The sequence below is a fragment of the Bradyrhizobium sp. genome, assembly GCF_016462955.1.
GTDB lineage: Bacteria > Pseudomonadota > Alphaproteobacteria > Rhizobiales > Xanthobacteraceae > Bradyrhizobium.
The window spans coordinates 27,995-38,044 of sequence record NZ_JAEMSD010000003.1; the positions used below are offsets into that span (position 1 = coordinate 27,995).

The following is a 10,050-nucleotide window of genomic DNA, read 5'->3' on the forward strand; positions in this document are numbered from 1 at the left end:
TGAACTCGTAGCGCAAGCGCGCACCTCACTCGACGTTGGTGAAGCCGCTGCCGAGATCGAGATCCGGGAAGCGCTGGGGCTGAAGCAGCTCAATGCGCGGCTGAAGTCAGGCAACTTGTAATCAGCACATGGTGGACGCGGTGATCTGGGCAGAGACTTCGCCTCTCTGGCTAACGAAGGCATCCGCATCGATCTCGATGAAACAGGGCGCGAGGCTTTCGCCGGCGATTCAGATCTTGCAGCGGCTCCATTTACGACCGGCTTGCCACGACGCGCGGACCCCAATTGTTCAAGCAGAATGACATACCTCGCCGAAGAGCCGGTGAAGTCGCGCGACACATTCGGAGGCCTTCACACGGCCAATCCTAACGGAGAACTGCCGGTGACCACCGCACTGTCGCGCGGCGATCAGGATGGAAGAGCGCGTCAATCAAGGTGAGAGAGTTTCGCCGGGCTCGTGACATAGGGGGGCGTAGCCCGACCGGAGTTACGAGCCCGGCGTCGGCGCGATCCGCGAGGGACCGCGCCGACTGGTGATCGCGGCCGGCTGGTTATGCAAGTGGTTCTTCCGCCAAGAGGAATCACTCGCTTGCCCGGCCGACACATCACAGATCACCAGATGAGGCTCTACATGAAGTACCGTCCAGACCGATAGCCCGCCAGTGGCGGCGGCCAAGGCGTCGTTCAGTGCGTCGACCGCTTATCGGATCGAGAGAGATACCCGACTTCCGTCGCAAAGGAAGGCTCCCCGCGGCCGGCGACGACCGGACCCGTTGAGCGAGGTGTTCGAGACCGAGATCGTCCCGATCCTGAAGTCGGCACCTGGCTTACGCCCGGTGGCGGTCTTCGAGGAGATGCTCCGACGTCATCCTGATCTCGGCACCGGTATCCGTCGTACCCCGGAACGTCGTATCCGCGCCTTGCGGGCGATCCACGGCGAGGAGCAGGAGGTGATCTTCCGCCAAACCCACGAGCCTGGCCAGCTCGGCCTCTCCGACTTCACAGACATGGGCGAGCTGGGTGTTACGATCGCGGGCGCACCGCTGGATCATCGTCTCTATCACTTCCGTTTGGCCTATTGCGGGTTCGAGCACGTCCACGTCGTGCTCGGCGGCGAGAGCTTCGTTGCCCTGGCCGAAGGCCTGCAGAATGCTCTCTGGTCGCTCGGTCGGGCGCCGCGGGAGCATCGGACCGACAGCCTGTCGGCCGCATTCTGCAATCTCGATCGCGATGCACGGGACGATCTGACGCAGCGATACGAGACCCTTTGTGCCCACTACGGCATGCGGCCTTCCCGCAACAATCGAGGCGTCGCCCATGAGAATAGCTCGATCGAAGGGCCCCACGGTCATCTCAAGCGAGCAATCGCGGACGCCTTGCTGCTGCGCGGAACTGTCGACTTCGACGATCTTGCCACCTATCGCGGCTTCATCGACGAGATCGTCAGCCGCCGCAATGCCCGCAACGCCAAGCGGATCGATAGCGAACGCATGGTGTTGCAGGAGCTGCCCGATCGCCGCACCTCGGACTACGAAGAGGTGATCGTCCGCGTGACGTCGTCCGGCGGCTTCACCCTGCGCAAGGTGTTCTACACGGTGCCATCGCGCCTGATCGGCCACCGGCTGCGGGCGCGGGCTCTACGACGATCACCTCGACGTGTTCGTCGGCGGCACGCATCTCCTGACCTTGCCGCGCGGGCGACCGCATCCCAATGGCAAGTACGATCAGGTCGTCGATTATCGGCACGTGATCCATTCCCTGCGGCGCAAGCCAATGGCGCTTCTCAATCTGGTCTATCGGGACAGGCTGTTTCCGCGGGAGGGCTATCGGAGAACCTTCGACCGATTGCGCGAGCGCTTGCCGGACAAAAAGGCCTGCCGGATCATGGTCGATCTCCTCGCGCTTGCTCATGAGCGCGGCTGCGAGGCCGAACTCGCCGATCAGCTCACGGCCGATCCTGACGCCGGCCGACTGCCCGACGTCAACCGGTTGCGCGCTCACTTCGCTCCTGACCCCGCCCAGCTGCCGAACGTCGTGGTGCAGCTCGCGCCGCTTGCCACCTACGAATGCCTCATTGGTACCGCCGAGACCGGAGGTGCCGCATGAGCGTGGCCAACACCGTTGATACCGCGCGCCTCAATCTGTTGCTCAACGAGCTCCGCCTGCCAGCCATCAAGGTGCTGTGGGCGCAATTTGCCGAGCAATCCGACAAGGAAGGTTGGCCGGCGGCCCGCTTCCTCGCGACCATTGCCGAGCACGAGATCGCCGAACGCGGTCGCCGGCGCACCGAGCGCCATCTCGTCGAGGCGAGGCTGCCAGCCGGGAAGACCTTCGACAGCTTCGACTTCGAGGCCGTGCCGATGATCTCCAAGGCGCAGGTGATGGCGCTCGCCGCCGGTGACAGCTGGCTGGGCAAGGGCGCCAATTTGCTCCTGTTCGGGCCGCCCGGCGGCGGCAATAGCCACTTGGCGGCAGCCATCGGCTTGCCCTCATCGAGAACGGATGGCGCGTCCTCTTCACCCGGACCACCGATCTCGTGCAGAAGCTCCAGGTGGCGCGCCGCGAACTCAACCTAGAGGCTGCTATCAACCGCCTTGATCGCTTCGATCTGCTGATCCTCGATGACCTTGCCTACGTCACCAAGGATCAGGCCGAGACCAGCGTGCTGTTCGAACTCATCAGCGCACGCTACGAGCGCCGCTCGATGCTGATCACCGCCAATCAGCCGTTCGGCGAATGGAACAAGGTCTTCCCGGACCCCGCCATGACGCTCGCCGCCATCGATCGTCTCGTTCACCACGCCACCATCGTTGAGATGAACGTCGAGAGCTACCGCAGACGCACCGCGCTCGATCGAAAACGCGGTCCGGGACGGCCGACCTCGCACGCGACACCCAAAACCGTCGCTGATTGACGCTGCGCGACAATCAGAGTTCAACAAAACTCTTGCGCGCGACATTCTGCGCGGCAATCATTACTTCGCCGCGACACTGACTCGCCATCCAGATTGCCGCGCCTTCCCATCCAGATCGACGCGCTACAACCGCCCACCCGCTACGGCGCTATGTGAAGGCGCGCGTCCGGGCGGCTTAGCTCTACAGAGCACCCTGGCACTAGGGACACGACCTGTAAGGAATAAAGCCGCACCCTATCTTAGGGCTCTAATCCTGAGCCTGAGTACCAGCACACGAGTACGGACCTCGTCATGCGTGCACTTCAGTCTTGAACAGATAACGCCGATCGGCGCGCTGGCGTCCACCAATTCACGGAGAAGGTCGTCCTGCTCCGACGACCAATTTTGCGCGCCGCGCAACGGGGAGACGAACGCCACATTGAGCTCGGGCCAGCCCTTCACAGGCTGCACTGCTGACTTCCCTGGTTTTAAGTTAGCGGTGGCGACGGCCCGATTTTGCCGATCGTCCTTTTGGATCACCTTCCTGCAATAGTTGATCATGGGCCCCTCCCAGCGCAATTTATTATAGCGGTGCGAGGCGGCTACATATTTGATCCAGCGCAACCGGTTGCGCTTGTTTGGGGTTAGGAGGCGCTGTGATCAGTAGGGGAATCGATGCTGATGACGATCTGGTCGAGGAGGGATCACTAGTGTAAAATGTCGTCACCACCCGAAGCGGCACAATTCCGAGCGCGGCTGTGTCCTGCGCCCTATGGGGCAAGAAGGTGTGCGGCCCGACATTGCGCGGCATTTGGGATCGACTGAATTGATAGAGAGCGTCGAAAATCAAAAGTGGAAGGTTCATTGCCGAATTTAATTCAAAGGCCCTGCAGATGATTGCGGTGCGCGCTCCGTCCCAATCTGCCGGCGGCTGTTTAACCAACATCAGGGTCGGCAGCCAAGGATGAATTCTGTCCTTTTTGCGCTGCGCCGGGCAACCGGGCAGCCACGCCTCTATTTCTCGCGGCCACAATTTCTAATTTGGAGCGGCCCTTGACTTGCCTGATCGGCTGACTTCGCTTCCACTGTGTGGATTACCATGTGAGGCGAACGCCGCCGGCGAGATATACACGTGATGTCGGCTCGCCATTTAGTCTGGCAATCGATGCCGTTTCGCCGAGCTTGCGATCCCAGGTAACCCCGATATAAGGCGCGACGTTGCGGGTAAATTCATAGCGAAGACGCGCGCCAAGTTCCAAATCGGTGAATCCCGCCCCAATTCCAAATCCGGGACACGCTGCATCTGTAGCTTGACGTCAAGGCGTGGCTGCAGAATCAGACGGTTTGTGATGAAGAGATCGTAGAACGCGGTGAAGGAGGTGGAGAGTTCGCCCTCCTTGCATATATATAAATCGCTATCAGTTTGGATGAAGCCCGGTGCTAGACCCTCGACGCCTATCACGGCATAGGTTCGCGACGATTTGGCCGACATGTCCTGACGCACGCCAGCCTGGAAATTGAAGTAGTCGCTGATCAAGCGCGAGTATAGCAATTGAACCTGCGCTTTTTCTGATGCGACCGTCGTAAAAGCCCTCCGACTTGAAAAACAGCTTATCGTAATCGCCGCCGATATATGCCTCCATGTCCCAGCGTGCGCTATTACTGTCGGGGCCCGCTAGACCATTCCATTCGAGCTTGTCGAACCGGACGTTGCTGTAGGGCGTTCGATCCGGGAATCTTCGCGCAGGTGCGCTGCCGAGCCACGAAGGGAATTGATTGGTAGGAGCGCTCTGAGCAAGTGCCGGCGTCTGCAAGACAGGACAGCCTAACAAGCCGATACCGACAGCAAAGCACGCCAAGAAAAGCTTCATGATCGCCTCCTACCGTACCGCTATGCTCTGACGGACCACCTCAATCTTGCGCATCATGCCTGTCTCCATGTGATAGAGCTGATGGCAATGAATGCCCAGGGGCCTTCGGCGTCAGCAGGAACATCGACGTCGAGCGTGGCGCCTGGCTTGATATTGACGGTGTGCTTCTTGGGATTGCGGGCACCATTGCCAACCTCCGGCAAGAACCAGGTGCCGTGGATGTGCATCGGGTGATTCATCATGGTCTCATTGATAAAGCATCTGACGCGCTCGCCATAGCGCAGCACGATCGGTTCGGCCTCGCTGAACTTTCGGCCATTTATCGACCAGAAATATCGCTGCATGTTGCCGGTCAGCCGCATCTCAATGATGCGGTCATAGCGCTTGTACGGGTACGGATTGAGCGCTTTGAGATCGCGGTAGGATAGGACCCTGGTGCCTGGAGGAGCTCCGGTGTCGTTGAGAAGCGGATCTGGCAGCCGAATATTCCCCACGCGACAAGAGAAGTTGGAAAGGGGCTTTGTTACGGTGCCGGGGGCGAAGACACGAGAGTCCTCTCGCAGAGGCCCGGGACTAGCCGTGCCGCATGGCAACTGAGGTACCGCGCATGCTGTGATGATGATGCCTTTTTTCCGTGCGGGCCTGCAAGGTGCTCGTACGCGAAACGGAGTAGACAGCCGCCAAGGTTGATCCTGATCAAATAGTGACTCGCCTATCAACTTTAGAAGCAGCATCAATCTCTACGTGCGTGTGAGAAGCGGCTAACATGATGACGAAGCTGAAACATCCGCAACCCGTTCCGGACTCGCCGACTTAAGGGATTCCACACCGTTGAGCGCGCCGGAGATACCAAAGTGGCACATGACAAGGAGGGGGCACTGAAAGACGAGAGCCACTGTCCTGGTGATTTCGTGCAAGGACGACGATCGTCGGCTGGCGCCTCGATCGGTACTTTCTGACTTGGATCTTCGGTTGCCTTCTGTAAACAAGCAGCGCACTTGGAGCCGCATGACAATATCGCACACGGTTGCATCCCGGGAAGTCCTGGCCGTACCAGAGGTGAGAGCTCACAACATCGCACTGGACCGCGCGCGTACATTTCTGACATTGCTGGTCCTGCTCCACCACGCAGTCATTCCGTACACCTATTTCGGTCACACCGACCCCAAGTCGTGGATCGGCTTTGACGTGATCATTCTCGCCACTGATAGCTTCTTCATGGCGATGTTCTTTTTCCTCTCTGGGCTCTTCGTGTGGCCCAGCCTTGCTCATAGGGATACGCAAACATTTTTGCGCGAGCGCCTGCTGCGGCTTGCCCTACCTTTCGCGATCTCGGTGCTGACCATCACCCCTATCGCCTACTACGCGATCGCACTGCGCCGGTTCCCGGATACAAGCTTTGCTGCGTTCTGGTGGAAAACCGTCACGATTGGGCCGTGGCCGAGCGGGCCGGTCTGGTTCATCTGGGTGCTGCTGGTATTCGACCTCACGGCCAGCGTGCTGTACCGGCTCTCGCCAAAGGTCATTGATCCCATCAATCGCCTGTCGCGGCGCGGCTATAACCGCCCGGCGGATTTCTTCCTGTTTCTGGCGGTGACCACCGCCATCCTCTACATTCCATCGCGGATCTATTTCGGAGCGTTCCGTTGGTTCGAGTTCGGACCGTTCTCCATACAGGCCAGCCGCGTGCTGCTCTATCTCGCCTACTTCTTCATCGGAGCAGGCGTGGGTGCCGCGAATCTCAGTCGCGGCCTCCTGAGCGCGGACGGGCGGCTCGCTAGGAGCAACTGGGGTTGGATGATGGCAGCGCTCGCTCCCTATTGCGTGTTGTGGGGATTGATCTACATCAAACGGGGGATACTCGGAAATCCGATTTGGCTGCCGGCTTGGTACGAGGGCAGCTACGGCATCTTCTTTGCTGCATTCAGCGCCGCCATGCTGTTTGCGATCCTCGGCTATTTCCTGAGGTTCAAGCGATCTGGTTCAAGCATGCTCGATCTGATGCAGGCGGATGCCTACGGCATGTTCCTGGTGCATTACGCGATCGTGCTCTGGCTGCAATACTGGCTCGTCGATCTCGGAACGCCAGCGATCGGCAAGGCGATGATCGCTTTCGCGCTCACGGTGGTGCTGAGCTGGGCTGCATCAGCGATCCTGCGAAGGATTCCAGGCGCAACGCGGGCGCTCTAAGCTTTGCTAGCGAGCGCCCCCGCCTGGGCTGCTTCTCGCCTTCCGGCCGATTCCGGAGCATTCGTGGTCGGCATTGATGCTAGTTGAGCTGCTCAACCTGGCGGAAGAGGCATCACGCCAAGATCCGAAATGAGACTTGGCGCGCCACGGCCGATAAGATGATGGGGTGAACGGCCCCTGCTCTCCGGCAGGAAGTGCCATAACGTGGTCATGAACGCCACAATGAGAGGGGCCGTTGGCCATGCAAGTTACCACAATCGGCTTGGATATGACCAAGAGAAGGCTTTCAGGTCGACGTCGTCGGCGCGGTCATCGAGCGACAGAAGCTGCGGCAGTCGGAGCTGGTGCAGTTCTTTGCAAAGCTTGCGCCTGCCTGATCGGCTCGACCGCGCACCATTGGGCGCGTGAATTGAGCGCGCTGGGTCATCGGTCCGGCTGGAGCCGCGGAGCTACGTCAAGACCTATCTCAGGCGCGGCAAGAACGACGAGGCCGACGCCGAGGCGATCTGCGGGGCGGTAAGCCGTGCTTGTCTTGCACCGCGGGCGCGAATTGCTGGTGAGCCCGCGTACCATGCCGGGCAATGGGCTTTGCCCTCACATGCCTGAGTTCGGAATCGTTGTGCCCCAAGACATCTAAGGCCCACCCGAGCTCGCGGCGGCCACCGCTTCAGCGCTGCCCGCCACGATCACGGACCCGACGTCGTTCCGATCCGGCCGCCATCTTACGGCATGGCTCGGTCAAGTGCCGCGCCAGAACTCGACCGGCGGCAGGGCGAGGCTTGGTCGGATCACCAAGATCGGCGACCAGTATCTGCGCAACCTACTGATCGTCTGGATCACGATGCAGGGGCGTCCGGAGCGGGCTGATCGCCGAAGTCAATCACCGATTTGCGGAGGATGCGTCCTCTCGAGCCGTCCCCAGTCGCGCGTGGTGATTCTGGTAAGAGAAGGTCAGGCGGAATTCACCAGCATGCGCGTTGACGCCGCGCTCGCAGGCGGTCGTGATCTTCCCTTTACGCATCAGAGCCGGCACCCGTGGGGCGGGTACGTGCAGAAGCTCGCCAATGACCGCAGCATCGAGCAAGAACGTTTTATCGCAGCACTCTATGGCATGTTCGGTGCGACTTTGAAGGGCCGGCTTCTTGGCGGCTCTCGAAGCCGGGGGAATAGTCGAAGCTGACGCGGACAGATCTTCGGCGCCGGTCATGCGACGGCCTCCTTGCCTACCCTTTCCAGATTGCCCATGACTTGCACCATGATCAATTGCCGCACATAGACTACAGCAATGCGGCCGAGAAGGTCAGGCGTGATTTTGCTCATCAACGCCTACTTGACCTTGGCTATCGGAGCCCCCTGCAAGCGATTGTCCCATTGCCTGAGCAGGTCCGCCATGCTTCCACCAGCCTCTTACATCCGTCCCCACTTAGGATTACGGTATTGGTTTTGAATCCAGTCTGAGCTGCTCTCGACCGCAGCATCTTCTTTTCGGCACGCCGTCTCTCCCTCCCGGTTGATGCACTGTTCGTCGCAGGGGGACATGCTTGCGGCTACGCGGTCCGGACCAGGGATTTGCGCGCTGTCCTGCGTGTTTGGAGCCGGCTATCCCCAGCCGGTCGAGCTTGCCCCGTTGGGTGCCCTCATCGGCTTCATCACCGACTGCGCGCGCGAGGACCGCGTCAGGCTGCGCGGATAGAAGGCATTCTTAATTTAGGCACGCGCCCGCCAAAGCGTCGTCGCAAGCAGTAGAAACGCAGCACAAGTCCACAGCGACTGCCAGTTCTTCGGCCCTTCGTTGAACCCAGTATAGACTGCCGTTGCAACAAAAATGCCGGCAAACAGCGATTCCGCCAAAGGGCGGCTTCCTTTGGTGGGAGGATTGAGCAGCGTCATGGCCGCAAAAGGCACCGCCGCCATGGTGAGAGGCGCAAAAGGGAAATCAATGAAGCGCGGGTCAAATACAAGGTCGAATGCGGTCGCCGTGCCGATCACGACGGTTACCATCAAGGCCAGTCCGTGGATGGTCACCAGCACCGATTCAGTGTGGTAGCCGGTCGGACCCAACAATTCCAAAAAGCTTGGCGGCGCGCGACCCGACATAAGTGCGTTGGCGCCCAACACGGGCGCAGCCGTTGCCGCCGCCAGAAGTGAGCCCCACAGAAGCCAGCCACCCGTTCCGTAACTTTCATAGAGAATTTTTTTGGCGGCCACCCCAAACAGGATTCCGGCTGTGGTCGCCGACAGCCCGACCGCAAAACAAGGCAGGAACCCGAGCTCCGTCGCCCTGCGGCGCACAGTCAGCCATGCGACGCCGAATACCAGGATCGCCAGCGCCAATCCGCTGCACATTTGCAGCTTCCAGCGCGGAAAGTTGCTGATGGGGACGCCGGGCGGATATTTCAGCGTGCGCTGCTCGGAATCGAACAGGCCCCAATATCCGCCGATCGTCCCCTCGATCTCTCGCTTCCAGGATTCATCATAGGCCTCAAACAGATTGACGCGGAAATGCTCGCGCCGGGCAAGGTCGAGAACCTCCGAGACCACCCGCGCCTGATTGACCCGCGATGCCAGCGATGACGCGCGCATTCGCCCCTCGCTCGGCCAGCCTATTTCTCCGATCAAGATCTCCTTGCCCGGAAACGCCGCCACGACCCTTCGGCGAATGGTGTCAGCGTGAGCGGCGGCACGTTCCGCCGGGATGGGGACATTCTCCCAATATGGCAGGATATGAATCGTGACGAAATCGACGGCGTCGCCAAGCTCGCGATTGCTGAGCCAGAACTCCCAGACGTCGGCATAGGTGACGGGGACGGTGACCTGCGCCTTGATCGAGCGGATGGTGGCGGCGAGGTCGGAAACTGACATTTCCTTCCGCAACAAGACCTCGTTCCCAACGACGAGCGCGATGATGGTTTCCGGAAATTTCCTGGCCAGGCCTATTCCCGTCGATATCTGCGTTGCGTTCTTTTGGCGGTTCCTATCAAGGAAAATTCCCTGAATGACTTTAAGCCCCGCCTTAGCCGCGAGCTCGGGAATTTGATCGAGACCAAGATCGGTCGCATAGGTACGAATGCAGTCGGTTACCTTCGCAAGTTGGGC

General features: G+C 60.1%; 5 protein-coding genes and 4 pseudogenes. 4 read left to right on the plus strand and 5 right to left on the minus strand.

The genetic code is table 11. The features are described 5' to 3' along the window. Positions 1-553: 553 nt before the first annotated feature. Positions 554-2,106 (plus strand): annotated as a pseudogene (gene istA, locus JHD07_RS00765) (IS21 family transposase). After that, positions 2,103-2,914 (plus strand): annotated as a pseudogene (istB, locus tag JHD07_RS00770) (IS21-like element helper ATPase IstB). The pseudogenes istA and istB overlap by 4 nt, the downstream one beginning before the upstream one ends. 234 nt (positions 2,915-3,148) lie before the next feature. Here istB and JHD07_RS00775 read toward each other — a convergent pair. The 3 genes and pseudogenes from JHD07_RS00775 to JHD07_RS00785 all read right to left on the minus strand — a co-directional run bounded on the left by JHD07_RS00775 (position 3,149) and on the right by JHD07_RS00785 (position 5,258). Further along, complete coding sequence (locus tag JHD07_RS00775) at positions 3,149-3,454, minus strand: hypothetical protein (RefSeq protein ID WP_291617982.1); 306 nt, start codon at positions 3,452-3,454, stop codon at positions 3,149-3,151. Between the two features lie 533 nt (positions 3,455-3,987). Continuing rightward, a pseudogene (locus JHD07_RS00780) lies at positions 3,988-4,764 on the minus strand (copper resistance protein B). Between the two features lie 53 nt (positions 4,765-4,817). After that, complete coding sequence (locus tag JHD07_RS00785) at positions 4,818-5,258, minus strand: multicopper oxidase domain-containing protein (RefSeq protein WP_291617984.1); 441 nt, start codon at positions 5,256-5,258, stop codon at positions 4,818-4,820. A 514-nt stretch (positions 5,259-5,772) separates the two neighbouring features. Here JHD07_RS00785 and JHD07_RS00790 point away from each other — a divergent pair. Both JHD07_RS00790 and JHD07_RS00795 read left to right on the plus strand, forming a co-directional pair. Beyond that, entirely contained in the window at positions 5,773-6,954 is a 1,182-nt protein-coding gene (locus JHD07_RS00790) for an acyltransferase (RefSeq protein WP_291618011.1), read from the plus strand. A 241-nt stretch (positions 6,955-7,195) separates the two neighbouring features. Beyond that, positions 7,196-7,783: pseudogene (locus JHD07_RS00795) on the plus strand (transposase); the annotation flags it as partial. A gap of 51 nt (positions 7,784-7,834) precedes the next feature. Here JHD07_RS00795 and JHD07_RS39640 read toward each other — a convergent pair. After that, positions 7,835-8,161: a DUF6522 family protein gene (locus JHD07_RS39640; protein WP_366863929.1), complete on the minus strand. Its 327-nt coding sequence runs from the start codon at positions 8,159-8,161 to the stop codon at positions 7,835-7,837. A gap of 500 nt (positions 8,162-8,661) precedes the next feature. Further along, positions 8,662-10,050: glycosyl hydrolase family 17 protein (locus JHD07_RS00800; RefSeq protein WP_291617985.1), on the minus strand; the 1,389-nt coding region annotated here is incomplete at its 5' end.

Excerpts from the sequence above, each read along its gene's own strand:
- JHD07_RS00775 (WP_291617982.1), bottom strand. The coding sequence starts at position 3,454 with ATGATCAACTATTGCAGGAAGGTGATCCAAAAGGACGATCGGCAAAAT.
- JHD07_RS00790 (WP_291618011.1), top strand. The coding sequence starts at position 5,773 with ATGACAATATCGCACACGGTTGCATCCCGGGAAGTCCTGGCCGTACCA.
- JHD07_RS39640 (WP_366863929.1), bottom strand. The coding sequence starts at position 8,161 with ATGACCGGCGCCGAAGATCTGTCCGCGTCAGCTTCGACTATTCCCCCG.